The 24,193-nt window shown below is 38.3% G+C and carries 20 protein-coding genes, 2 tRNA genes and 1 pseudogene; 5 read left to right on the top strand and 18 right to left on the bottom strand.

The features are described from left to right. Nucleotides 1-224: 224 nt before the first annotated feature. Nucleotides 225-1,058: a metal ABC transporter permease gene (locus HEQ36_RS08895; protein ID WP_168636188.1), complete on the top strand. Its 834-nt coding sequence runs from the start codon at nucleotides 225-227 to the stop codon at nucleotides 1,056-1,058. 77 nt (nucleotides 1,059-1,135) lie between these two features. After that, nucleotides 1,136-1,208 (top strand) — tRNA-Phe (locus tag HEQ36_RS08890). Nucleotides 1,209-1,588: 380 nt separating this feature from the next. Here the strand turns inward: HEQ36_RS08890 and HEQ36_RS08885 are convergent. The 4 genes from HEQ36_RS08885 to HEQ36_RS08870 all read right to left on the bottom strand — a co-directional run bounded on the left by HEQ36_RS08885 (nucleotide 1,589) and on the right by HEQ36_RS08870 (nucleotide 3,305). Further along, nucleotides 1,589-1,996, bottom strand: coding sequence for a HEPN domain-containing protein (locus HEQ36_RS08885; protein ID WP_053540977.1), 408 nt, complete (start codon nucleotides 1,994-1,996; stop codon nucleotides 1,589-1,591). Next, nucleotides 1,989-2,315, bottom strand: coding sequence for a nucleotidyltransferase domain-containing protein (locus HEQ36_RS08880; protein ID WP_053540978.1), 327 nt, complete (start codon nucleotides 2,313-2,315; stop codon nucleotides 1,989-1,991). The genes HEQ36_RS08885 and HEQ36_RS08880 overlap by 8 nt, the downstream gene beginning before the upstream one ends. A 349-nt stretch (nucleotides 2,316-2,664) precedes the next feature. Beyond that, nucleotides 2,665-3,027 (bottom strand): putative toxin-antitoxin system toxin component, PIN family, encoded by a 363-nt coding sequence (locus HEQ36_RS08875; RefSeq protein WP_233455462.1) that lies wholly within the window; start codon nucleotides 3,025-3,027, stop codon nucleotides 2,665-2,667. 56 nt (nucleotides 3,028-3,083) lie between these two features. Next, on the bottom strand, nucleotides 3,084-3,305 hold the full coding sequence (locus HEQ36_RS08870) for a hypothetical protein (RefSeq protein WP_168635922.1): 222 nt from the start codon (nucleotides 3,303-3,305) through the stop codon (nucleotides 3,084-3,086). A gap of 273 nt (nucleotides 3,306-3,578) precedes the next feature. Between HEQ36_RS08870 and HEQ36_RS08865 the strand changes: the two genes are divergently transcribed. Beyond that, on the top strand, nucleotides 3,579-3,731 hold the full coding sequence (locus HEQ36_RS08865; RefSeq protein ID WP_168635923.1) for a hypothetical protein: 153 nt from the start codon (nucleotides 3,579-3,581) through the stop codon (nucleotides 3,729-3,731). Between the two features lie 39 nt (nucleotides 3,732-3,770). Here the strand turns inward: HEQ36_RS08865 and HEQ36_RS08860 are convergent, their stop codons facing one another. From HEQ36_RS08860 to HEQ36_RS08810, 11 genes and pseudogenes are all read right to left on the bottom strand, one after another. Next, nucleotides 3,771-4,829 carry a glycosyltransferase family 2 protein gene (locus tag HEQ36_RS08860; protein WP_168635924.1) on the bottom strand — a complete coding sequence of 353 codons (1,059 nt, stop codon included), beginning with the start codon at nucleotides 4,827-4,829 and terminating at the stop codon, nucleotides 3,771-3,773. Between the two features lie 46 nt (nucleotides 4,830-4,875). After that, nucleotides 4,876-6,081, bottom strand: coding sequence for a hypothetical protein (locus HEQ36_RS08855; RefSeq protein ID WP_205748506.1), 1,206 nt, complete (start codon nucleotides 6,079-6,081; stop codon nucleotides 4,876-4,878). Between the two features lie 250 nt (nucleotides 6,082-6,331). Further along, nucleotides 6,332-6,493 (bottom strand): annotated as a pseudogene (locus HEQ36_RS08850) (IS701 family transposase); the annotation flags it as partial. A gap of 82 nt (nucleotides 6,494-6,575) precedes the next feature. Further along, a complete protein-coding gene (locus tag HEQ36_RS08845) occupies nucleotides 6,576-7,619 on the bottom strand; it encodes a glycosyltransferase family 4 protein (protein ID WP_168635926.1) in 1,044 nt (347 codons plus the stop codon). Between the two features lie 53 nt (nucleotides 7,620-7,672). Then, the gene (locus HEQ36_RS08840; RefSeq protein WP_168635927.1) at nucleotides 7,673-9,022 is read right to left on the bottom strand and encodes an oligosaccharide flippase family protein; all 1,350 of its coding nucleotides are present in this window, start codon (nucleotides 9,020-9,022) and stop codon (nucleotides 7,673-7,675) included. 261 nt (nucleotides 9,023-9,283) lie between these two features. Then, complete coding sequence (locus HEQ36_RS08835; protein WP_168635928.1) at nucleotides 9,284-10,129, bottom strand: FkbM family methyltransferase; 846 nt, start codon at nucleotides 10,127-10,129, stop codon at nucleotides 9,284-9,286. A 210-nt stretch (nucleotides 10,130-10,339) separates the two neighbouring features. Then, the gene (locus HEQ36_RS08830) at nucleotides 10,340-10,900 is read right to left on the bottom strand and encodes a Uma2 family endonuclease (protein WP_290707386.1); all 561 of its coding nucleotides are present in this window, start codon (nucleotides 10,898-10,900) and stop codon (nucleotides 10,340-10,342) included. A gap of 196 nt (nucleotides 10,901-11,096) precedes the next feature. Then, complete coding sequence (locus HEQ36_RS08825) at nucleotides 11,097-11,669, bottom strand: Uma2 family endonuclease (protein ID WP_168635930.1); 573 nt, start codon at nucleotides 11,667-11,669, stop codon at nucleotides 11,097-11,099. 781 nt (nucleotides 11,670-12,450) lie between these two features. Next, nucleotides 12,451-14,658, bottom strand: a complete 2,208-nt coding sequence (locus HEQ36_RS08820; RefSeq protein WP_168635931.1) for a polysaccharide biosynthesis tyrosine autokinase — start codon at nucleotides 14,656-14,658, stop codon at nucleotides 12,451-12,453. A gap of 272 nt (nucleotides 14,659-14,930) precedes the next feature. Then, entirely contained in the window at nucleotides 14,931-15,923 is a 993-nt protein-coding gene (gene galE / locus HEQ36_RS08815) for a UDP-glucose 4-epimerase GalE (protein WP_168635932.1), read from the bottom strand. Continuing rightward, nucleotides 15,920-17,338, bottom strand: a complete 1,419-nt coding sequence (locus HEQ36_RS08810) for a sugar transferase (RefSeq protein ID WP_168635933.1) — start codon at nucleotides 17,336-17,338, stop codon at nucleotides 15,920-15,922. The genes galE and HEQ36_RS08810 overlap by 4 nt, the downstream gene beginning before the upstream one ends. A 1,282-nt stretch (nucleotides 17,339-18,620) precedes the next feature. Between HEQ36_RS08810 and HEQ36_RS08805 the strand changes: the two genes are divergently transcribed. Then, nucleotides 18,621-19,718, top strand: coding sequence for a tocopherol cyclase family protein (locus tag HEQ36_RS08805; RefSeq protein WP_027402929.1), 1,098 nt, complete (start codon nucleotides 18,621-18,623; stop codon nucleotides 19,716-19,718). Between the two features lie 33 nt (nucleotides 19,719-19,751). Then, nucleotides 19,752-19,825, top strand: a tRNA-Arg gene (locus tag HEQ36_RS08800). Nucleotides 19,826-20,492: 667 nt separating this feature from the next. Here the strand turns inward: HEQ36_RS08800 and HEQ36_RS08795 are convergent. The 3 genes from HEQ36_RS08795 to HEQ36_RS08785 form a co-directional block, all read right to left on the bottom strand. Next, nucleotides 20,493-21,536, bottom strand: coding sequence for a 3-deoxy-7-phosphoheptulonate synthase (locus HEQ36_RS08795; RefSeq protein ID WP_053540990.1), 1,044 nt, complete (start codon nucleotides 21,534-21,536; stop codon nucleotides 20,493-20,495). A 1,049-nt stretch (nucleotides 21,537-22,585) separates the two neighbouring features. Next, nucleotides 22,586-22,963, bottom strand: coding sequence for a DUF1823 family protein (locus HEQ36_RS08790; protein WP_053540992.1), 378 nt, complete (start codon nucleotides 22,961-22,963; stop codon nucleotides 22,586-22,588). A gap of 405 nt (nucleotides 22,964-23,368) precedes the next feature. Next, nucleotides 23,369-24,157 (bottom strand): dienelactone hydrolase family protein, encoded by a 789-nt coding sequence (locus HEQ36_RS08785; protein WP_168635934.1) that lies wholly within the window; start codon nucleotides 24,155-24,157, stop codon nucleotides 23,369-23,371. Nucleotides 24,158-24,193: the final 36 nt, after the last annotated feature.

Here is a 24,193-nt window from a genome sequence, read left to right as displayed (position 1 = left end):
CTTCTTTCTCCTGAACTTCTTTCTCCTGAACTTCTTTCTCCTGAACTTCTTTCTCCTGAACTTCTTTCTCCTGAACTTCTTTCTCCTGAACTTCTTTCTCCTGAACTCCTGATAGCGCAGCGTGGCGTTAGCCATACTCCTGATAGCGCAGCGTGGCGTTAGCCATACTCCTGATAGCGCAGCGTGGCGTTAGCCATACTCCTGAACTCCTAACTCCTCTCAGTATGACCATTAACTATCATGACTTGGTGAATTTATTACAATTTCCCTTTATGCAGCGTGCCATTATGGGTGCTGTGTTAATGGGCATTTTAGGTGGTTTATTGGGCAGTTTCGTTACCTTACGACAATTATCCTTTTTTAGTCATGCCGTTGGTCATGCAGCCTTGGTAGGTGTGGCATTAGGCGTGTTACTCAACACTAATCCTACTTGGATGTTACTCCCGTTTACCTTAATCTTTGGGGTTGTTGTTCTCTACCTAATTGATAAGACTGATTTGGCTAGTGATAGCGTTCTCAGTATAGTGCTATCTGGGGCGTTAGCAATTGGTGTAATTCTCACCAGTTTTATTAAAGGATATCGCGGTAACTTAATGGGGGTACTATTTGGCGATATTTTAGCCATAGATAACACAGATTTAATTTTGACCCTGTTGGTACTTGCGGGTAGTAGCGTTTTTTTATTATCAACTCTGCCGCAACAGATTTTGTTAACTCTTAACCCCGACGTTGCTCAAGTGCAAGGCATACCTGTACAGTTATATCGCTATGGATTCGTTGTTTTGCTTTCTCTTGCCGTAGCTGTAGCAATTAAAGCCGTTGGTGTTTTATTAGTAAATGCGTTTTTGGTAATTCCGGCTGCTACAGCCAAACTTATGAGTCACCATTTCAGCCGGTTTCTGATTCTATCGGTGGTTGTCGGCTGTAGCAGTAGTATCGCGGGAATGATGGTTTCTGGTTTGTTTAACCTAGCATCTGGACCAAGTATTGTTTTTGTGCAATTTCTGGTATTTGTGACTGTGTTTAGCTGGGTGAAGTTGACAATGAAGGTCGGCTAAAATTCTTTTGAATAACCCCTTGACTAATCTTTTTTATCATGCTAGATTTAGTGGCGGTGGTGAATAAAACAGCCCACGCCGGGATAGCTCAGTTGGTAGAGCAGAGGACTGAAAATCCTCGTGTCACGAGTTCAAGTCTCGTTCCTGGCATTATATAACTGGATTACCTACTGATAATTTTAGTAACTTTTATCATAGCAAACAACCTAATCCGCCCAATCTTTTAATCCCTATAATCCGCGATTCTGACTTTGTCGGAGGCACATCGCCGGATTCGTTAAGAATTGTAAAACCATAAGAATGTAAGGATTAAAATGTCATGAAACCTTAAGATGAGAATTGCTGTGATCTGAACTAGCGATCGCTATAATTAATATTAGTATAGATTAGGCTGGTTTTAGAGAATTCCTTGCAGCAGCACTGACGCGATCGCTTTTGACCAAACTCCCGTACCTCAAGCAATTTTCGTGTTACGTAGTGATTCTACTTGGGTGAAATACTATCTGTATAATAATAGCAGAAGTATCTTACTAATGGTCAAATTCACTTGGCAATTTTTGAATAACGAAGTCTAGAACTAAAGTAGCCATCTCCAATGCCTCCTCAGCTTCGGATCTTTCCGGCTCAATTACATCCCCTGGATATCGAAATTCCGTTGCATAAGGGGTCAAAGTATCCGCTATATCTTTTAAATCATGAAACCCAGGTTCAAACAATGAACAGATATCTAACAAAACATCCAAATCATGGGTTTTTTTGACTACCTGCTCTTGATATGTCAAATAAGCCTTTAATGCTTTTTCGGCAGCCTGTTGACAATGGTAAACAACAGCATCCAACAGAGATTCTTCATTATTAAGTAACACATACGCAGCCTTTAAATCTCGCTGGCTCTTGATCAACCACTGTCTAGTTTCTGCAAATTTTGCGTTATCCATACAGGAGTTTACCCTGACTTATTACTTGATTGACTAGTGAGTTGGCTACACTAGCCTTGAGTTCAACTTCTGAGCGGGTCATCACCAGAATATCTTTTGGAATACCAATACCACGCAAAGCTTTGTATGCCTGACGCGCTCGACGATAGCGTGGTTCATCTGATTTTGAGATAATCACCAATAAGTCAATATCGCTATCCTCGGTCGGTTCACCGTAAGCATAAGAGCCGAACAAAAAAATCTGTTCTGGTTCGAGCGCGCTCACCAGTCGGTTAGTAATTTCATTTAGAAACTGAGTGCTTAAATGCTTGGCAGCCATAAAATTTAACTTATTCTAATACTTTCTTTAAAATACACTAAACACGATGGGGCAATGAACTTTTGCAAAATTTTGAACAACCAAAGCGATCGCTATGATTAATATTAGTATAGATTAGGCTGGTTTTAGAGAATTCCTTGCAGCAGCGCTGACGCGATCGCTATGAGTAGTATTTTTAAAAAAGGCAAGTATAGATTAGTATGGCTGGTTTTAGCGATCGCCCTTGGCTTATCTACTATAATTTCTGTGAGGATAGCGTAAGCGCTGCTGCAAGCAGTTCGCTACTATTGTCCTTAGTAGTCAAGGGATTGTGGTTACACCTCTTGCTGTACCTTCAGCCGGTGACAAGTCAGAATCTCTGATGCGGGTCTGAAGATAAACTATCTAAAAACTGACTCGGTGTAACAATCAAGATATCTCGAAAAGGATGCAGTTCTAATAAGTCTTTGTCTCCTGTGATAATATGAGTGGCATTTCCAGAAATGGCTAATTCTAAGAATTTATTATCTTTAGGATCTCGACAAATATCAATTGTTTCATTAATTGTGATTAATTCTGTTTCTCTGGCTAAACTGGCTAAAAAGTCTTCACGAATTTCTCTCGATAGATAGCGGTCAAATTTTGGACGACTGAGTACATCAATTAATTCTGATAAAATCTCCACAGAAATTAAGATTACTCTGTTTTGTTTGGCTTCTCTAAGAGCTTGCATTGTGGTAGATTTAGAGAAGATTAATGCACTGACAATTACACTTGTATCAATACCGATTAGTTTTCATCCTTAAGAATAGATTCTAAAATTTCTGTGGTCATTCCCTTAGCAATGGCTTGTTGACTCGCTTCTTCCATGATATCTAAGAGTGGTTTTTGACTGACTGCTTTTTGCAGCATTATGTTGAGAAATATTTGGATTTTTTGCTGTTTTTCTGGTTCTGCTTCTCGGTACGCTTTGGCAATTTCTGGCTCAACTTGAATGGTAATGTTTTCCATGATAAGTTACAAGTTCATTAGTCTAGTTTTATTATAGCGATCGCCAGCTATTTCTGTTTTACAGTATTACCTATCCTGAATTATCTTAATCTCCTCTTCTGTTAACCTATACAATTTGTACACTATAGGGTGTGTTGGCTAGTGTTAAGGATGTTTTAAATGAGATGCAAGCATAGGAAATGAGAATTTCAGACCGGCTGTATGTGCAGGTTTTGACTTTAGCACAGGAAAAGAAAGTTTGAGGATAGGTAAGGTAATTTATCTCGTGAGCAGTTGTTAGTGAGATTTCAATGGCGAACTGCTGACGCGATCGCTATGAGTAGTATTTTTAGAAAAGGTAAGTATAGATTAGTATGGCTGGTTTTAGCGATCGCTCTAGTACAATACGGCGTAAATTTCCAAAGACATTTTCCGCTCCCCGCCTAGAGGTGATTATCAAACGTAATATCACAATAGAAGCGAACTCTACCAGGCACTAACTCTTAAAATCTTATGCCTAATTAATTGATAAGCATAACCTAAAGAATGAGCAATCGGCATTGTTAATAAAACGATTCCACATAAAAACCAGCGACTTAGGAATGATGGTATTTTACCTTTATCACCTCGCCAAATTTCTGAATCGAAACTAGTTCCTAATTTGAAGTTGACTCGCAAACTTTCTAAAAATGGTAATAACAGCCCTAGTATAACTAATATTTCAATAGGTAAACCCAGTCGAGGAAACAGTAGATCAATTAACAACAATAAAGTTATTGATGATATTACCAAAAATGGTACTATGCCTCTTATTTGGGACTTAATAGAGTGTTTAATGCTGGTTAAATAACGACCTCGACCGTATTTAAAATATTGAATATAGAGAGACTTGAATGTTTTTCGGGGATAATACCAAACACGGATTTTGGAACTGATGTAGATTGCATTTTGGTCTTTTTTAAGTAGTTTTTGGTTGAGTTCCGCATCTTCATTAGCAGTTGCTTCTGTTGAATAACCTGATACTTCTTTCAAAGCCTTCTTCCAAAAACATCCTAAATAAACAGTTTCTGCATAACCGTTATAATTTGGGTCTCTATATTTTGCTCCTCCACTACCTAAAATACTCTTGGAACTTAGAGCTATTCCCGCTTGAAAAGGTGTTTTAGCGGCAAAACGTTGCGCTCCACCCACATTTAGAGCTTTGGATTCTAGTAATGCTTCTACACATTTTTCTATATAGTCAGGAGCGTAGTCTGAATGAGCATCGGCTCTAAGGAAAATATCACCCGTGCATTCCTGTAATATGAGATTTAGTCCAGCAGATTGAACCTTTAAAGGGTTATGTATGAGTTTAATTCGGGAATCTTGTGTAGATAATCTTTTTACTATCTCTTGAGTGTTGTCATTACTCCCACCATCAGCGATTATGACTTCAATTAAATTCTGATATTCTGTTGCTAAGAAACCTTTGATTACTCGTTCTATATTAGCTGATTCGTTGTAGGTGGGAATGGCAAGAGAAATGGTGGGTAGTTTATATATCATTGAGGTTATATCTCCGAATTTTTCAATTAGATGTAGTTTATTTTATTTAAATAAAAATAAGCATTAACCAGGGTATTGCAATACTGGCAATAGAATTAAAATACAACCACGACAGCCCTAGCATATAAGCTAAAGTTTTATATACTGAAACTTTGTTCGTGTAATTACGAATCGATACTGTCCAGAACATCCAATGAAAATATAAGAGTGCTAGCAACCCAGGAAAACCAAGTTCTGATGCAACATGGCCTCCATAGGAATTTGATCTACTAACCGTTCTTAAATTATTAAAATTCCCAAACATATCATCCCAGGAAATTAAAAAACTATTTTCAAAATTACCTACACCACCACCAATGGGAAATAGCTTTAAGCAATTATATGAAGTTAAGAACTGTATAAGTCTAAGATCACCAAGAGTAGAGGCTATGATAGCTGTCATTTCAATAGGATTGTGCATGGATAATAAGTCATTATCATATACAGTATTCAAGAAATCAGATACCCTATTTTCAGGCAAAAAATAATTCAACAAAAATAAAACACTGCCTATTATTATTACTGATGCTGATACTGGAAAAAGTAAATGTATAAAATTTCTAAAAATCAATAGAGGGTTAAATAAATTAATTTTAAGTTTCAAAAATCCATAGAAAATTAATAGCAAAAATAAATTACTAATTAAGACGAAAGAACGACTAAGCACAACTACACATACAATCATTAATAGATTTAAATACAAGTTTTTAGGTTTTATCTTGTCTTGACGATAAAAGAAGATAGATAGAAAAGCAAATAAGATAATTGGATATGTCACACTACTAGGCTCTGTAGCTAGTGATTGCACACCCCTAACAGAATCGATAGCAGTCGGCGAAAATCTGCTAATTAACAAGTTCAACAACTCATGCGGGACAAGAAATTGAAAAAACTGTTGAGAGGCTGCTGTCAAAAACCACAGAATTATTGTTATATTTAATACGAACGGGGCTATTAAATTTTTATAGCATTCAAAAAATACAAGTAATGAAAGAGGTGGTAATAATATGCCAACAGAAGTTATGTAGTCAAGAAGATATATATCATTATTAAACAGTGGAGAGGCGGCAAAAGTATAAATGAAAATAATAAAACACAAGGGGTATAAATATTTTAACCTCCCAGGAATGCGTTTAATGCTGATTAAGTATACCGACGCTGGCAAACTTAATAATGCTGAGGTTGGATCAACCTCTCCAAAAGGAAGTTGCAAGAATCGAATATAAGGGTTTAATGTAGTAAAGAATACAAGGTTTACATAAAGGAATAGCATCACAAATCTAAAGTTGGTGAATTTGGATATTAAATAGGACTTACGCATTGACAAAAAAGATCGTCTATGTATTCTAAATAATGGCATCCTTGCCAAGGTTAACAAAAATATGCTCACGAATAATAGAAGTAAACAGATTCCTCTCTACTTCATACCAATTGCTAAATAAATCTTTGGGTTCTTATCGTTCGTATCTCTCTCTCAATAAAAAGCGATTGATAGTATCATGTGAAACATCTCCTAATATCTCGGACAACCTACTGCACCCTCCATACTTTGGCTCTGGCAGCAAAAATAAGGTGTAGATGTGTAGATTGCACTGTGCTGTGGAGGGTTTAGTAATTTTTCTCATTCTCCTATACCCATTACTAGACGACCCATATTTATCAATTCACTATTTTCTTATTCTGTCAATACGTAAGTCCTATAGCATTCTAGTTACCACATATAATACTAGCAGCCTTGTTCCAACTGAAAGTATCTCTCGCTATACTAGCTATTTCATCAACATTCCAAGATTTAGATAATCCATTTTCAATCGCATCAGCGATTGAGATTTCATTCATATCAACAAAAAGTGCCAACCTAGAATCAACAAATGGTGCAATACCACAGCCTTTGGGTATAATTATCGGAGTGCCACAAGACAGAGCCTCCACATAGGTAAATCCAAAAGGCTCTTCTGGATTTAGAGAAATGAATAGCTTTGATCTAGAATAAATTTCAGCAATTTTTTCTTTATCAAGATATCCATGACAAATTATATTATCTAATGGTATTTCCTGCAATTCTTGATGAAATTGTAGATTTTCTTTCAAATCTCCAACTATATGAAAATTAATCTTTTTACCATTTTTATTCAGTATATGAGATAAAGCTTGAAGAATCAGCTTTAGACCTTTTGTTAAACAAATTCTACCAACATAAAGTAAATCAATCTCTCTCTCATGAAATGATCTGATAACGGAATTTTTAAAATTTACGGGAATTCCCCAAGGGGTAACATCAGAATGCTTAACACCTAAAATACGATTTACGCTTGATGTAAGGTAACTGTTTGCTACCACTTTTTGAGCAAATTTATAGCCAATAAAATTTGATAAATTGCCAATGATAAATTGTAATAAATTTGCTTCTAAATTACCAAATCCATGAAGGATATGAACTTTAGTTTTACTTTTCAAAAATAAGAGAATCAAAGAATAATAGACATTAGATACAGTCAAACTTATCTCATTTTTAAATAAGAAAACAATAAATTTGTAAAAGTCTTTAGGTAAAAATAAGGTAATAACAGACTGTGAATTTGAATTTAAAAAAACATTACTACTATTGTTTTTGTTTGTAAAAGTAACTATGCAAATCAAATAGCCTCTTTGAAGCATAATATTTGCAAATTCTTCTATAAAAGTAGTAACACCACCTTCTTTAGAAATCGGACCAAGTATAATAGCAACTTTTGGTGATTCTGCTTTCATTTTTTTAAACTTTAAGGGTTGAAGCGATTTTCAGATTCATCTGTGGACAAGGTCTAATATATAAACATTATACCAAAACATGATACTATCAGAAATAAAGACACGGGAATTACTAACCAAGAAAACAGAAGGTGTACAGGAATATTTAATTTCTTCATAGCAACCACAGGTAGAATTAAAGTTCCCAGATAACCTAGATTGCCGAAAACTGCACCTGATAAACTGAATTGCAGAGAACCAGTGGCAATCAATATCAAAGACAATGCACCAAAAAATAATTGATTAAAAGCAGATATTGCTACATCCTTTGTAGTAAAAAGAATAAAATATCCCGGCGCATTTAGAGAGATCAATGTTGTTATTAATACTGAGATTTTAAATATTTTTACATTATTAACATTAAAAGATTCTGGAATGACAAATTTTATAATTAATCCCCCGCATATTAAGATAATAGAGCCTATAACAATTGATACTAGCGCATTAATTGTTATAGCTTGCTTCACTTTATTTTGTAATAAAGCTTTATTAGAATCTTTTTCTAAAACTAAATTACTAATTGTAGGAATTAAAGGTTGAACAGCTAAGGCTGAAAAGGAAGTTGTTACGCTGGCAAAATCCAACATAGTTGCATATACTGCCAATTTACTAGAACCTAATAAGGAACCAACTATGAGGCGATCTCCTCTTGTAAATAAAGCACGTCCCAATGTCGTAATCCAACTAACTAAACTATAATTGACAATCTCAATTCCTCTTTGAGGATTCCATAGAAGTCTAATATTCTGCTTCTTAGTGAGTAAGAGGATAATCCAAATATGACCTAATAAAGTTGCCACACTCACCACTGCTTGCCATTGTGCGAGCATAACAGACCGTCCTCCTGACCAAGCCAACACCATCCATCCAGTAGTTAAAAATATCCACTGTATGGTAGCTAATGCACTCATGAATTTGTACTGCTGATAGGCCTGTTCTATTCCAATAAAACATTGCTGTAGCAACTGAGCCCATACTGCAATTGCACCAACTTGAATAGACTGCACAACCATTTGATGTTGCAATGCTTCCAATTTGGGAAAGCAACTAGCCAAAGCTTCACCACCTATACAAAGCAATACCGAAGCAGTAGTTGCCAAAATGAACATTGCCGCAATCGTTATTGTCAATGTCTGAGATAGACCTTTATCATCTTTCTTGGCTAAGTCCTGAGAAACAAACACTGTTGCCGATACAGGTAATCCAGCTTCAGCCAAAACGATCAAGCTCAATACAGAAGAAACTAATGACCATACACCATATTCTTCTAAACCCATCAAACGAATAAGAATTGGAACAGATATAAAACCGAGTCCTGCTCTAAATAATCCAGGAATAACATTGTAGATCCCATTTCTTAACATAAAAAAAGATTAAACTTTGTTTGAGATAGACTCTTATCATCTTTCCTGGGAAAGTCCTGACAGACAACCACTGTAGCTGGTTTAAGTAAACCTAACCTGACATCTGGCAGGACTATAAAGCCCAAAATAGAAGAAGATAACAACCACACATCATCTCTTTCAAAGAGATCAAGCGAATGAGAACTGAAATAGATATAAAACCGAGTCCTGCTCTAAATAATCTGGGAACAACATTGTACGGATAATCTTTCAGGATAACAATTAAATTTTTGCATTTTTTGATGCTGCATACGGGTGATTAATTAGTCTAGCAATATAGTTTGATACACCTCGAAAGTATTCTAAGTCTTCATAGTAATCTTTAATCTCTAATAGCTTGTTTCCTGGTGCAATTCTATAGATTTGAAACCCTTTTTCCTTCAATAAATCCCAAAAGTCAATAAAAAAAGTTCTGGAGTTAATATTCCCAGAACCAAACTCAAAAGACATTGCCCCTATTTTTCTATCATTCAATGCCTGAGAGGCACCTAGCAAGGCTTCCATTTCATGACCCTCAATATCCATTTTCAAAAAATCTACAAACTCGATAGAGTAATCTACAATCACTTGATCTAGTGTCGTGATGCTTACGCTATATTGTTGATATTCGTAATCTTTAAAGCGACCATCTTTTCGATGATACAGAGATGCCGAACCATCAGTATTGGAGGATGAGTAAAGATATGCAGTTCCTTCCGATTTTCCAACTGCACAAGGAATTAAAGTAGTATTAGGCAGACTCAAGTTTTGAATTTCAATACGACAAGCTTCCGAAGGCTCAAATTGAAATAATTTAGCATCAGGCTGACATTCCAGCATTTTCTTTGACCACAGTCCTATATTAGCTCCGACATCAAAGACGACTGGTGACTGCCTATAGATATTCCTTGATGCAGCTTGAACCTCTTCTTGAAGAGAAGTACTACCTGAACCTTTACCAAGTAGAAACGCTAGATAAGCTTCGATATAACGAGATGGTTTATAGAGTAAACTTGAGGTCAGAACCGCGCTGAGAGGCGGAGCTAAAAATTTACCAATAGAGTTTAGTTTAGATTCGTACAATTTCATTTTTTTGATTCCTCCAAGTATGTTTAGAATGTCCAATTTATTATTAGGTTATGTCAGGAACAATTGAACCATTACCAATCTAATTTTTTATCCCATAATTATACATAGCTTTCCCTTGCCCCGGCCTTCCCAGTTGCGAGCAAGTTGCGAGGGAATAACTGAGATCAAAAGACTATCAAAGCTCAACTCCTAAAACAAGGTATTGCTTAGTTAAGCCATTCTCAACCAGCCAAATACATCATCAACAGTTAATTTTAAATCTACTCCTGCCAATGCAGGCAGAATATCGGTTTTCTCCATCAGTACTGGTTGGCGATCGCACAAAAATACTAGAATACTTAAATCATCAGGATCAAGAAACCATCCTAATTTACATCCATGCTCCATACAATACAAGATATTGCCAATCACTTTATTTGATTTCTGTTCAGGAGAGAGAATCTCAATTACCCAATCTGGAGACTGTTCAAATCTATCTGGGACTTCTCCACTACTGAGGAAAGGAATATGTTCCCATGTAAAAACTGCTATATCGGGAACAATTGACCTACTACCAAAGCTACACCTGAGTTCAGGAAAAGCATAGGCAATTTTTTCAGATTCACTCACCAAATTAATTTCGCTGCTAAGTTTCCCTTGCAGTCGGCTGTGTCTTCCTTTAGGCATGGGTTTTTGAATAATATCTCCATCCAAGAACTCTGACGCAGGCTTGGTCTCCGGCATCATTAAGAACTTTTCTAATGTAATATCTTTTACGGCAATGATGGTCATATATTTATGATTGGGGTAGCCGACTGTGGAAATCGTTTAAGAGAACACCAAAAAATAAATTACCCAATTTTGTGAGATGGGCATCCTGCCTGTCCTTGATAATTAGCGGGCAATTCGTCCCGCACCACAAGAAATTTTGGGATATTTTTTTATTGGAAGTCTCTAAGACTCTTATCTTATCCAATGTATTGCTTAGTTAAGCCATTTTCAACCAGCCAAATACATGATCAACAGTTAATTTTAAATCTACTCCTGCCAATACAGGCAGAATATCGGTTTTCTCCATCAGTATTGGTTGGCGATCGCATAAAAATACTAGAATACTTAAATCATCAGGATCAAGAAACCATCCTAATTTACATCCATGCTCCATACAATACAAGATATTGCCAATCACTTTATTTGATTTCTGTTCAGGAGAGAGAATCTCAATTACCCAATCTGGAGACTGTTCAAATCTATCTGGGACTTCTCCACTACTGAGGAAAGGAATATGTTCCCATGTAAAAACTGCTATATCGGGAACAATTGACCTACTACCAAAGCTACACCTGAGTTCAGGAAAAGCATAGGCAATTTTTTCAGATTCACTCACCAAATTAATTTCGCTGCTAAGTTTCCCTTGCAGTCGGCTGTGTCTTCCTTTAGGCATGGGTTTTTGAATAATATCTCCATCCAAGAACTCTGACGCAGGCTTGGTCTCCGGCATCATTAAGAACTTTTCTAATGTAATATCTTTTGTAATATTTTTTACGGCACTGATGGTCATATATTTATGATTGGGGTAGCCGACTGTGGAAATCGTTTAAGGGAATGTAGGAATAGGTGGACTTGGTTTGTGTAGTCGCGTATCCCTGACGGGAGCCGGAGGCATCTTTATAATCGCCGGAAACTTTTCAAACATCCTCTGAGATAATTATATCCTATAGATCAGAACTTGCGAAACGTATAAATTCTTCCCTACGAGGGAATGGGGGGTCAAAGCCTCTCTCCGCACCTCTCACTAACCCTCTCCTCTTAGGGAACACCAAAAAATAAATTACCCAATTTTGTGGGATAGGCATCCTGCCTGTCCTTGATGGTAACAGGCAAGATGCCTGCACCACAAGGGATTTTTGGGTATTTTTTTAATTGGAAGTCCCTAAGAGAACTCCACAAAAAAGATGAACTGCTTGTATTATTAGCAGGCAAGATGCCTGCACCACAAGAAATTTTGGGATATTTTTTTATTGGAAGTCTCTAAGACTCTTATCTTATCCAATGTATTGCTTAGTTAAGCCATTTTCAACCAGCCAAATACATTATCAACAGTTAATTTTAAATCTACTCCTGCCAATGCAGGCAGAATATCGGTTTTTTCCATTAGTACTGGTTGGCGATCGCAGACATTGTTTCGAGAGTCTATACCTTAATTAGACATAGCTTTCCCCTGCTCCGGCCTTCTCAGTTACGAGCAGGTTGCGAGGGAGGAACCGAGATCAAAAGACCATCAAAGCTCAACTCCTAAAACACAGACAATTTAATTAATCTCGTCAGAGTGTAAAGACAAATTACACCCGACCAAAAAACCCTGACCGCACATTAGCCTCCGAAGACTTCTTCTTGTCTTCTTTACCTCCGTAATAACCACTGGCATAGTAATATCCACCATAACCACTTTCCTTACCAATACCATTCACAACCATGCCCAAAATAGGCACTCTCGCCTGCTCAAGTAATGACTTCGCCGCAGTTACCGCTGAATACTCCACTGCACCGGGACGGACAACCAGCAATAACCCATCCACATACTTGCCAACAATCAGGGGATCAGTAACAGCCGTTAAGGGAGGTGTGTCAATAATTACGAAATCATAATCCTTACTAGCCTCTTCAACCAAGGCAGCCATGCGCTGGGAATCTAACAGTGCCACTGGGTTAGGCGGAATTTTTCCTGCTGGTAACATATTCACCTGAGGGGATACTTCCTGGACAGCATTTTCTAACTGCGTCTGACCGGCCAAGATATTGCTTAATCCCAGCAAATTGTGTATTTCCCAAATCCGGTGCTGACGGGGAAGACGCATATCAGCATCCACTAACAAGACTCGTCTTCCTACATAAGCTGCTGCTAGAGCCAGATTTGCCGCCACAAAAGATTTACCCTCTCCTGGGGTTGCACTAGTCACCAAAATTACCCGCAATTCTTTGTCAGAGCAAGTGAACCCCAGGTTAGTCTGGAGCATTTCAAAAGACGTACTGACTGGTGAATAGGGGTCATCCAATAATGGCAACTCTTGCCGACCTTCCTGCCGATTTTTCGGATTTTTTTCCCCATATTGGGGAATCGTCCCCAGCAAAGGAAAGCCCAACAGCCGATTGGCTTCTTCAATATTTTTGAGGGATTGATTCATGGATTCCAACAGTAGCGCCGTTCCTGCGCCTAAAATAACTCCCAAAAATCCGCCTAGTGCGAGGTTGAGGGGAATCTTAGGAGAAATGGGACGTTCAGGAACTAAAGCTCCAGAAATGATCCGCGAATTACCTACATTCTGATTCTCTAAAACCTGAACCAACTGGAATTGCTTCAGAAATTCTTGATAGGTGATTTGTGCAACAGTTAACTGTCGCTGTAGCTGTTGTTGTTGTTGTTCCAGTCGAGGTAAGCTATCCAAACGTCTCCTGTTAACTATAAATACCCTTTGCAATTCCTCTATTTGTTTTGTTAATGCTAACCTTTCTACTTCTGATTTGACAAGGTCTTGAGTTAATGCCTGTTTAAGTTCTCCTATCTGCAAATTCTGTTTGGATAGGGACTCGGAACTACCAACGGTCTGGCTGACTCGCTGTTCTAGTACGTTTTTCAGAGATGCCTCTTTCATGACTAAATCCACGACCTTTGGATTATCACCAGTATAAAGACTTCGCGCCACTGCTAGTTCAGATTGGGTTTTTTGGTATTCTGTGAGGACTTGTTGTACACCGGGTGATTGACTTAAGGTACTGAGATCCACAGCCTGTTGTGTACCCAGTTTCATTTCATTCTGTAAAGCTACGGAACGAGTCAAGGCCGCCGCCAATTCCCCTTGGCTCTGGGTAATTGCTTCATTCAGCTTTCCCAGGGATTCCAAACCAGTTTTCGCTTCTACATCCAGAGCCACCACTCGGTTGTTCTCTTTAAACCGGCGCAAGTTCATTTCTGCTTTCGTAACTCGGTGTTCAACTTCTGGTAATTCCTTGGATAAAAATTCTCGCGCTGACCTAGCTTCGGTACGGTTAGTGCGAACATTACTCTCTAAGTAATATTTCATCAGGGAATTCACCACATCTGCTGCTTCCTGGGGATTTGTACTTCTGTAAGAAAGCTGCATCACATCTGTTCCTCGGACAGTCTTCAGCTTCAGTTTTTTGAGAAAAACTTCCAAAGAAAGCTGTTTGCCTTGATTATCTGTCAACTTTAGTGTGGTAATAGTTTTTATAACGATGGGATAGGAGCGGATGATCTCAGATTCAGTATCTACTGGGTTGCTAAGGTTTGTCAGTGCGCCCAATTCTCCCATCTGTTGAGAGAGACTTGAGAGTGATGAAGCCCCGCTTTTTTTAGTGAAAACCAATTTCCCTTCTGACTCGTAAACTGGTTTTGTTGAGTAAGTGACAAGAGCTGTGACTCCGAAGACAAAAGCAAATACGACTGATGCCACAGGCCAACGTCTTTTGAATATTAGCCAGTATTGTTGGATATCAATAGAGGAATCTTGGTCTTCTTGGTTAATGGACATAAATTAATTTAGGAAAATATACTAAGTATAGAACTTGCGCGCCGTGCAAATGTAGATCATCTGTTTGGACAGAAACTTCAATTATTCCGGGCTTTGGGCATTTAACTTTGTAAAATAGCGAACTGCTTGCAGCAGTGCTTGGAGATCGCCTGTTACGCAGCTTGACTATACTTAATAACATCAAACTAAGTAAATAATTCTCTTTTCTCGCTATTTGACAAATTGAAAAGTTTTCCCAGTTGCACCCCAGGAAGTTTAATCGAATGCGTTCATTAAACTCTGCTAAGTAAAACTTTGCTTTTTTCCCAGGCGAGAAAGCTGGAGATGATATTATCCAGGTCATTATACTTGGGTTGCCAATTCAATACCTGTTTAATTTTTTCTGCATCAGCCGTCACACAGGCTGGATCTCCGGGACGACGCGCCACTTCAATTACGGGAAAATCTACCCCAGAAATGTCTTTAACCCTTTCCACAACTTGTCTAACACTATAACCTTTGCCATAACCACAGTTGAGAATTTGACTTTCTCCACCCCTTTCTAGATAGCGTAACCCATCAACATGGGCTGTGGCTAGATCTTCGACATGGATATAGTCTCTAATTCCTGTCCCATCTGGGGTGGGGAAATCATTGCCAAATATCTTGAATTCTGCTTGGCGTTTGAGGGCTGCATTACAAGCATTGGCAATCAAATGAGTTGCACTGGTTAAGTTTTGTCCAATTCTGCCACCGGGGTCGGCTCCTGCGACGTTGAAATAGCGGAGAATTACATACCGCAGCCGAGATGCCAGTCCGTAGTCTTGAATCATCCATTCGCTCATCAGTTTGGAGCGACCGTAGGGGTTAATCGGTAAAGTCGGAGTAAACTCTGTGACGGGATTTTCTCTAGGTTCGCCGTAAACTGCCGCTGTGCTAGAAAAGATCAATTGGTCAACACCCATGATACTACAGCACCGCAGTAAATTCAGGGTATTCCGGGTGTTGTTAGCGTAGTAATCAAGGGGCTGGGCAACGGATTCTGGTACAACTAGACTGGCAGCGAAGTGCAATACCGCACTAAATTGATGTTTGCCAAAGACTTGGTAAAGGCGGTCTATATCTCCTAAGTCGCCAATAATTAGCTGACCATAAAGTACAGCTTGTGCTACTCCTGTAGAACAATTATCATATACAACCACATCATAGCCAGCCTCACCTAGTTGACGCACGACGTGGGAACCAATATAGCCAGCACCTCCAGTTACCAAGACTTTTTGATTCATCTGCCTTTACCTAATAAAACAACTCTGATGGTTTTCAAAACTATCACCATATCCAACCATAAAGAATAGTTCTTGATATAGTAAAGGTCGTAAGATAGCTTTTCATAGGCATCTTCTAGAGAAGCTCCGTAGGGATAAAGCACCTGCGCCCAACCAGTAATTCCTGGTTTGACTAAATAACGCATTTCGTAATAAGGAATTGCTTCTTTGAGCTTGACATCAAACTCTGGTCTTTCTGGACGTGGACCAATCAGACTCATTTCTCCACGCAAAACATTCCAAATTTGGGGGAGTTCATCAATTCGCAGAACTCGTAGCCAATATCCTACTCTGGTAATGCGGGGGTCACGTTGACTTGCCCATTGTGCGCCCCTCTTTTCCGCGTCTTGATACATGGAACGGAATTTGTAAACCCGAAATGGTTTACCATACAATCCTGTTCGTAATTGGCTATAAAAAATTGGTCCTGGACTATCTAATTTGATTATCAGTCCTACAAATATCATGAGTGGTGACACCAGCAGAGACAACAGACCAGTAACGATTATATCCATAACCCCTTTGATTTTGAGACTGTGACCACAAAATACTAGGTTAAAACCACTGCTGAAAGCAAACCACTCATCTTCGAGTAGAGATGAGGGAAGTTTGTAGCATAGGGTTTCCCAAATATCAGGTAGACGGTAAACGGGAATCCCTTTCAGTCGGAGTTGCATGAGACTCTGCACTTGTTGATCAGAGAGACTTATTTGAGTTCCTACTACTACTCCTGATAAGGGTTGATGACTCCAATAAGATAAGTCATTGAGAGATCCTTCATGACTTAATTGGGGTTCGATTTCTGCTAATTCAGGGATATGTTGACCAGTTTCCGTCAAGATAACTAATCGCCCCAGTGGATTTTGGGTTAAGAACATTTGGGCAAATTTTATGGCATGATTGTTGGCTCCTAGCATTAACCACCGACTTTGTTGAGCTTGCGATCGCCACCAATTAAATGCCCATATTCTTAAGATCATTGCCCAGATAGTAAAAATTCCCAGGTTAACTAATAATATACCCCGCATCCCTACTGAATTACCTTCCCAGTTTCCCGACAGATTAATTAACACGGAAGTTATGATGGCAACTATTAGACTGCTGATCAGGATGCGAGTCGGAGCTTGTAACCCAGCAATTTCTTTCTCTGGATGGTATGTATTTAACAAATACATTCCTGTTAAAGTCAGTAGTATAAATCCATATACAAATAGATCAAATCCTATCAATGGATGATCCAGAGTCCCGTAAGAACTAATTCCTAAACAGACAAATAGGCCAAAAATGTCTCCCATTATCAGAAATAGAGAGATAAAGCGTGGGAGTTTGACTAACTGAATACTGCCCCTATTAGTCTCAAATCCTATCTCTAGCATAAGTATTTTTTTTTAGAGCTTGGCTTGTAAAAACATGAATTTGTGAATCAATACCTTTTTTGCATTTAAGGTAAGAAAAGAGATTAATCCAGATGATATGCAATTGTGTAATAACAAACCCTGTACTTCACAAATCTTCCCGAATGAACACACTTTACTACACTGCGAGATTTTACAACTAGTAAGTGAATCTTAAATACATCTAATTGGTATCAAATACTTACTTAATCACAACCCATACCAAATTGTCAAGTTCCTAGCCACTGGGGTTTAGACTCAGTGATAGAAAGCGGAACAGCATCAGATTGAGTTAGTCAGATACTTAAGTAGGTGAGCGTTAAAAATTGTCGTTGGGGGAAGGCAGGGGAGCAGGGGGCAGGGCGCAGGGGGAAAGAGTTTGAGTTTGCTTTGCTCTTCTTCATATACCTTTAATTTTTTCTGTTCACCTACTTACATCAGAATTGAGGAGTCAGTATTCAGAGGAAGAAGCAACAGGGAACAGGAAAAACTCATGTTTAAAAACATGAGATTGAAATAATGACACTGTTTTTTCGTGCTACGCATCTTTTAAAAACATCTTTTTTTGACTGAAGCTCTAAACTGGTGAAACTTTAGTTTCTTATCTGTTCCCTGTTCCCTTCTTTTGTAAAGCTAGATTGCTGTTTGGCTTTGAATTAAGATCCTGTACCTCATTAATCTATAATATGCTGCATCAACCTAAACGCTGTCTGGAAAATAGGATTAAGTAAGTAGGTGAACACAATAAAACCAATTTGTGTAAAGAAAAGTAAAATCGCCCAAACCCTCTTCACTCTTGCCTCTTGCATGAGTGCCTCTTGCCTTGCCATAACGACGATTTTCAATGCCCTACTTATCATCGGAGAATGTGGACTGTTGATGGTTGGTAAAATGTCTTTTTGTGATGTGTAAGAAGAGCTAACTTTTATTTTTGGTTTACATTTCTTGTTCAATAATTACAGATGATGAAGCTTAAAATACGGAATATGTAGTGAAATTCAGTGGATGCCCCATTTTGTATCCGCTCAATAATCCGGGGTAAATCGTTCAATGACAACCCTCAAATGGCGTAAAATTTTTCCCGAATTAGGCAGTTGCCCCTATTTATTGAGCCGATACCCCATTTTAGTCCAAAGTTTCCACATTGCCAATACCAAAAAATAAATATACTTGAGAAGGTAATAACTTGCATTTTTACATCCATATATTCCCTTTAAGTAAAAGCTCAAATTTTAACCTTACGAAGTACAATAAAACACAATCCATGCTGAATATTCCCAAAAATTTCTTTGATTTCACCCAAACTCCCCATAGCGGTTATCATTGGGATGGGAGCGATCGCCGTTTTTTTGAGGGCTGGTATTACCGCGTCACACTGACCGAAATTCGGCAAACTATCGCCTTCATGTACTCCATCGAAGACCCAAGAGGCAATCAGCCCTACAGCGGCGGAGCAGCCCAAATACTGGGTATAAATGATGAATACCTTTGTCGCACTTTTCCTGATATCAACAAATTTTGGGCAAGTCGGGATATTTTGGGATTAGGACATTGGGGAAAAACCAACTTACAAGTTTCACCTCTGTATCTTATTCCTCGTGAATTTGCACACCATATTCAAGAAGGCTATCAAGCCACAGCTACCTTAAACCAAGGCATAATTACAGATCCTACCACTGGTAATTATTGCCGATGGGAGTATGCAATTCAACCCATGTACGCATGGGGAAATCAAAATAGTCCCCAGCAATCAACCGCCGGTTGGTTATCATTTTCTCAGATATTTGAACCTGGTTGGCAAATTTTAATGGCTCATGGTTTAGCCAGCGGTTGGATAGATTGGCATGGTAAAATTTATGAATTCACAAATGCTCCAGCATACGCAGAAAAAAATTGGGGTGGTGCTTTTCCCCAAAAATGGTTTTGGCTAAATTGTAATGCCTTTATCAATCAACCAGACTTAGCTTTAACAGCCGGTGGCGGCAAACGTGGTGTATTATGGTGGATGGAATCAGTCGCCATGATTGGTATTCACCACCAAGGCAAATTTTATGAATTTGTTCCCTGGAATTCAGAGGTAACATGGCAAATTCAACCCTGGGGTAGATGGCAAATGCAAGCCAAAAACCTCAATTACGAAATTGAACTGACAGGGACTACCCATCTTCCCGGTACACCCCTCCGCGCACCTACAACTAATGGTTTAACTTTTTGTTGTCGAGATACCATGCAAGGGGAAATCACTTTAGAATTGCGAGAACTTAATAGCGGCAAATCTCAAGTTATCCTGACTGCAAGTAGTAATCTTTGCGGGTTAGAAGTTGGTGGTGATGATTGGGATTATTGTTGGCGATCGCAATAAAAATGCTGCTATTATGATATTTACGTCATCCTTGGGGTTGTAGCTCAGTTGGATAGAGCGAGCGCCTCCTAAGCGCTAGGCCGTGCGTTCGATCCGCACCAATCCCACTTTTAAGTAATTGGACAAAAATATTTACAGTCATTGCGAGGGAAGGGAAGCAATCAGAACTCTTGCGATTGCTTCATTTCACTTCGTTCCATATTTGGACAAAAATATTTACAGTCATTGCGAGCGAAGGGAAGCAATCACAACCCTTGGAATTGCTTCATTTCACTTCGTTCCATATGGCCAACGCCACGCAACGCTTACGCAATGACATTGTGTAATTAATTCTGTCTCACTACTTATTTACTTGAGTTTGGACTAATTGACATTTAGAAGCAATGAAAAGAAGCCAAGAGAAAATTACCCAAAGTCTTTGAGAGACTGAGTGAAGTCGAATCGTGGAAAAAGAAGCAGAAACTAAGCATTGCACTTTGGACTAAAGCACAACTACAAAACAGCTTTTTTTCAGGTAAATGAACCACATTTTTAAATCTCATACAAAGAGAAGAATTAAAATAATTCAGGCTCTACCGTTCCCTTTATGTAAAACAATATTTATTGTAGGTTGGGTTGAGGGACGAAACCCAACACCTCCTACTATCTTCTCGCTAATGTTGGGTTTCAGTTTGTTCAACCCAACCTACAAAAATTAAATTAATATTTTATTCCATAAGGGGAGCGGTAGAACCATAATTCATGTGGTGTAAATACATAAAAACTGCTGTAAGTTTATTGTAATTTACTGTAAGCAGCCAAAATAATTCTTTCGGTTTCTTGCCAATTGATACATTTATCAGTTACGGAAACACCATATTTTAAATCTTCACGATTCCCTGTAATTACTTGACTACCTTCATACAAATTCGATTCTAGCATCATTCCTACAATGGAATTAGTACCATCTAATACTTGCTGGATAATATTCTCAAACACCATAGATTGTAATCTGTAATCTTTATTAGTATTACCATGACTACAATCAACAACTATTCTTGGTGATAAGTTAGCTGCTTTTAATTGTTCCTCTACTAACTGAATATTCTCGGCATCAAAATTAGGCTGATTTCCACCACGCAAAATTACATGACCATGAGCATTTCCCCTAGTTTGAAATACACTCACTTGTCCCTTTTGATTAATACCCAGGAAATTATGGGGAGTCTTTGCTGATTTGAGGGCATTTACAGCAACTTGAATATTACCGTCAGTACCATTTTTAAAACCTACTGGCATAGATAAACCACTAGCCATTTCTCGGTGTGTTTGCGATTCGGTTGTCCTTGCACCAATTGCAGACCAGGAAACCAGTTCACTTATATATTGAGGTATGATTGGATCAAGTGCTTCTGTAGCAGTGGGTAATCCTAAATCTGTTAACTTTAATAGTAAGTTTCTGGCAATTAAAATTCCTTCTTCTACATGAAAAGAATCATCCATTTTCGGATCATTAATTAATCCTTTCCAGCCTACAGTAGTTCTGGGTTTTTCAAAATAAACCCGCATGATTAACAGTAATTTATCCTGAACTTTTTCTGCCAAGCCTAGCAACTTTTCTCCATATTCTATCGCCGCTTTTGGATCATGAATTGAACAAGGACCGACTACAATGAATTTACGTCGATCTTGAAAATCTAAAATATTTTCTATTTCTTGTCTGAATTTTAAAATTGTATTTTCAGCAGTTTTAGTTAAAGGTAATTTTGCCTTAACCTCATTAGGAGTTGGTAAAACATGAGAACTCTTAATGTTAGTATTAATTAATTTGTTGATCATAGCAGAAATCTCTTTATTTGTGTTATACAGCAGTAATCCTATCTAAATTATTTGTGAAACCGTTTTTGATTCTTGTTAGCCCTAAAGTAGTTAGTTAGAACAACAAGTTGCACAAATTAGCTAAGATTACTATATGCAAGGGTAGAATATATTAATATACACAGTTTTGTAAAAAAATACAAGATATGTCCGTGTTATTTCCATAACATTTAGACATAAATCCTGCCTCTAGTAGTTCGTCAAATTTATTTTGACGGGTAATGTTCCCCCAACTCCCCCAACTCCCCCAACTCCCCCCACTCCCCCCTGACCCCCCCTGCCCCCCTGCCTCTCTTCTCCCCCTGCTTGCCTTCACCCGTCATTTTCGGGTTGACAGACTACTAGCCTTCATCCCTTGTCTAAAGAACAGATGTGGCTTCCTGAGTCAGCAACATCTTCAAGGGTTTTCGGCATTTTCCTTAGAGGATGTTTGAAAAGTTTTTAATGTATAAACAAACCCCTCTCCAAACCTCTCTCCGAAGCGGGGAGAGGCTTTGAAACCCCCCTTCCCTACGAGGGAAGGGGGCAGGGGGGTTAGGTTTTTGGAGATTATCGGTTTCATCTAATACTTTTCAAACAACCTCTTAGGGACTTCCAATTAAAAAAATCCCCAAAAGTTTCTTGTGGTGCGGGCATACTTCGACCCTTCGACAGGCTCAGGGCATCGCAAGCTCAGTACAAGTCTTGCCCGCTAATTACCAAGGACAGGCAGGATGCCCATCCCACAAAATTGGGTAATTTATTTTTTGGTGATCCCTTATAAAAGAATAATTTAATTTTGCAAATCGGACGCAAAGCTTATATCCCTAACTACTTAGAGAAGTTGGGGATATTTTAAGTAATTGCTAGATAAGTAATTGGACAAAAATATTTACAGTCATTGCGAGCGAAGGGAAGCAATCACAACCCTTGGAATTGCTTCATTTCACTTCGTTCCATATGGCTAACGCCACGCTTTGCTAACGCAATGACATTGTGTAATTAATTCTGTCTCACTACTTATAGTAATTTTACTCAATTGTACCAGTGGTTATTAACATATAACTTAATAACCAATTTGCTGATGTGGCTCTGCGAGTTTGTCGAGGACCAAATTCACCAATTTTGTAGCCTTTAAAACCGAGTCTTCCCTTGAGTATCTGTTTATTTTCCTGGGGAATAGAACGAGTTAATTTCATAATTGCTGGACGAGAAGCAATAAAATCCGGTGGTTGTGAATATTCATCTCGCCATGTTGATGATACTTGACTATTATCCCAAGTTTCTGTAATCGCATCATAACGATAACCTAAGTGATACCATAATAATTGGTTTACAGTGGCATCATCAATTGTATCGTTAATAATTGCCCAAATTGTTTCTGTATTTAGCGGTGGAAGATTAGACATGATTTTCAGGTAAGAGGAAGGAATAGATAATAGGTAATAATTTTACCAATTACAAAAAAGGGAACAGGGAACAGGGAACAGGGAACAGATAAGAAACACTCATTTGCTGAGTTTAGGGACTTCCAAGAAATAAATTATCCTGATTAACGAACCACAGAGGCGCAGAGGACACAGAGGAATAAGGGTTTGAGAGATTTTTGCGTTAGGTCGTTGAGTATTTTTTTATTTGGAAGTCCCTTAGAGCTTCAGTCAAGAAAAAGATGTTTTTAAAAGATGCGTAGCACGAAAAAAAACAGTATCATTATTTCAATCTCATGTTTTTAAACATGAGTTTTTTCTGTTCCCTGTTGCTTCTTCCTCTGAACAGTCCTTGCAGATATAATCAGTGTTCAAACCCACAAAATATTACTTAGCAAATATTTCGGCAAAAAACTGTCGCATAGCTTGCCAAGAACGCTGATCTGCGATTGAATTATAAACAGCTCCTTTGGGATTATTTTTGGCTTCTGGGTTAGTGAAAGAATGAAGCGCACCACCATAGTATATTAGTTGCCAGTTCACATTACCTAGACGCATTTCTCTTTCAAAACCTTGGACTTGCTCTTCTGGGACAAAGGGATCATCAGCGCCATGCAATACTAATACCTTAGCTTTAATATTTTTAGCATCATTAGGATTGAGTGTGTCTAGGTTGCCATGAAAACTAACTACACCTGCAATATTAACACCACTACGGGCTAATTCTAAGACTGTACCACCACCGAAGCAATACCCAATGGCAGCAATGTGTTTAGAGTCAGTTAAGGGATAATTTTGTAAAACTTGTAACCCAGCTTTTGCCCGTTCGCGGAGTAATTTTCGATCTTGACGATAAATAGTTGCTTGTTTACCTGATTCTTCGATGTTTTTTGGTCTAATTCCTTTACCATAAATATCGGCGGCAAAAGCCACATATCCCAATTTAGCCAACTGTTGGGTTCGTTTTTTGGCATAAGACTGTAACCCATTCCATTCATGAACTACTAATACACCGGGACGTTTAACTTTAATAGCATCATCATAAGCAAGATATCCTTCCAATACTGTGTTTCCTTGCTTATACTCAATTGTTTTAGTTTTAATTGCTGCTAATACATGAGCAGAACTCAACAAAACCACCGCAGGTGTCAGCAAAACAGAAAGTAAAAATTTCATACCTTTATTACGTATTCAAAATTGATTATGGTGAAT

This window comes from Anabaena sp. 54 (assembly GCF_017355725.1).
In the GTDB taxonomy this organism is placed as follows: Bacteria; Cyanobacteriota; Cyanobacteriia; order Cyanobacteriales; family Nostocaceae; genus Dolichospermum; species Dolichospermum heterosporum.
This window is presented reverse-complemented; position numbering and strand designations above follow the sequence as displayed.

Coding starts and splice junctions, on each gene's coding strand:
- HEQ36_RS08835 (WP_168635928.1), bottom strand. CDS start 10,129: ATGAAATTGTACGAATCTAAACTAAACTCTATTGGTAAATTTTTAGCT.
- HEQ36_RS08825 (WP_168635930.1), bottom strand. CDS start 11,669: ATGACCATCAGTGCCGTAAAAAATATTACAAAAGATATTACATTAGAA.
- HEQ36_RS08895 (WP_168636188.1), top strand. CDS start 225: ATGACCATTAACTATCATGACTTGGTGAATTTATTACAATTTCCCTTT.
- HEQ36_RS08795 (WP_053540990.1), bottom strand. CDS start 21,536: ATGATCAACAAATTAATTAATACTAACATTAAGAGTTCTCATGTTTTA.
- HEQ36_RS08880 (WP_053540978.1), bottom strand. CDS start 2,315: ATGGCTGCCAAGCATTTAAGCACTCAGTTTCTAAATGAAATTACTAAC.
- galE (WP_168635932.1), bottom strand. CDS start 15,923: ATGAATCAAAAAGTCTTGGTAACTGGAGGTGCTGGCTATATTGGTTCC.
- HEQ36_RS08840 (WP_168635927.1), bottom strand. CDS start 9,022: ATGTTAAGAAATGGGATCTACAATGTTATTCCTGGATTATTTAGAGCA.
- HEQ36_RS08805 (WP_027402929.1), top strand. CDS start 18,621: ATGCTGAATATTCCCAAAAATTTCTTTGATTTCACCCAAACTCCCCAT.
- HEQ36_RS08875 (WP_233455462.1), bottom strand. CDS start 3,027: ATGCAAGCTCTTAGAGAAGCCAAACAAAACAGAGTAATCTTAATTTCT.
- HEQ36_RS08830 (WP_290707386.1), bottom strand. CDS start 10,900: ATGACCATCATTGCCGTAAAAGATATTACATTAGAAAAGTTCTTAATG.
- HEQ36_RS08845 (WP_168635926.1), bottom strand. CDS start 7,619: ATGAAAGCAGAATCACCAAAAGTTGCTATTATACTTGGTCCGATTTCT.
- HEQ36_RS08885 (WP_053540977.1), bottom strand. CDS start 1,996: ATGGATAACGCAAAATTTGCAGAAACTAGACAGTGGTTGATCAAGAGC.
- HEQ36_RS08820 (WP_168635931.1), bottom strand. CDS start 14,658: ATGTCCATTAACCAAGAAGACCAAGATTCCTCTATTGATATCCAACAA.
- HEQ36_RS08785 (WP_168635934.1), bottom strand. CDS start 24,157: ATGAAATTTTTACTTTCTGTTTTGCTGACACCTGCGGTGGTTTTGTTG.
- HEQ36_RS08860 (WP_168635924.1), bottom strand. CDS start 4,829: ATGATATATAAACTACCCACCATTTCTCTTGCCATTCCCACCTACAAC.
- HEQ36_RS08870 (WP_168635922.1), bottom strand. CDS start 3,305: ATGGAAAACATTACCATTCAAGTTGAGCCAGAAATTGCCAAAGCGTAC.
- HEQ36_RS08790 (WP_053540992.1), bottom strand. CDS start 22,963: ATGTCTAATCTTCCACCGCTAAATACAGAAACAATTTGGGCAATTATT.
- HEQ36_RS08810 (WP_168635933.1), bottom strand. CDS start 17,338: ATGCTAGAGATAGGATTTGAGACTAATAGGGGCAGTATTCAGTTAGTC.